Below are 387 nucleotides of genomic sequence, written 5' to 3'. Positions count from 1 at the left end.
GTGCAGACCAGCGCAGCCGCGAAGCGATGTGCGCGAGCTGGATGCCGGCGGCGTTGGTGCCACGGCTTGGCGTTGGAGCGTTGGACGCGGCATCGCCGACTACCACGATCGCGTCGACCGGGCGGCGGCGGCGCAGTTTGTATAGCTCACGCAGCCAGGTGTCGTCGGGGCGGCCTTCGGCTACAGGCTTTTGCCAGAGGAGGATGGCGTCGTCGGTGATGTGCCAGCATTGGTTTTTCAGTTCGGGGACCAGGCTGGTGATGGCGGTGTCGTTGCCGGTTAGCAAGAGCCAGGGTTGGCGGTAGCGCCAACGGAGGCCGTTGCTCTCTCGCAGCCATTGGCGAAGAGGATCCAAATCTGCACCGACGACCTTGGTCCCTGAATCAC

1 protein-coding gene is annotated in these 387 nt (G+C 64.6%); it reads right to left on the bottom strand.

Annotated features, from left to right (window positions below; genetic code table 11):
- The coding region (locus GR197_RS31810; RefSeq protein WP_204330546.1) for a hypothetical protein at nucleotides 1-387 on the bottom strand (387 nt) is incomplete at both ends.

The sequence above is a fragment of the Rhizobium phaseoli genome (assembly GCF_010668805.1).
Taxonomy (GTDB): Bacteria; Pseudomonadota; Alphaproteobacteria; order Rhizobiales; family Rhizobiaceae; genus Rhizobium; species Rhizobium phaseoli_A.
The sequence above is the reverse complement of the archived record's forward strand: the minus strand, read 5'-3'. Positions and strand labels throughout refer to the sequence as shown.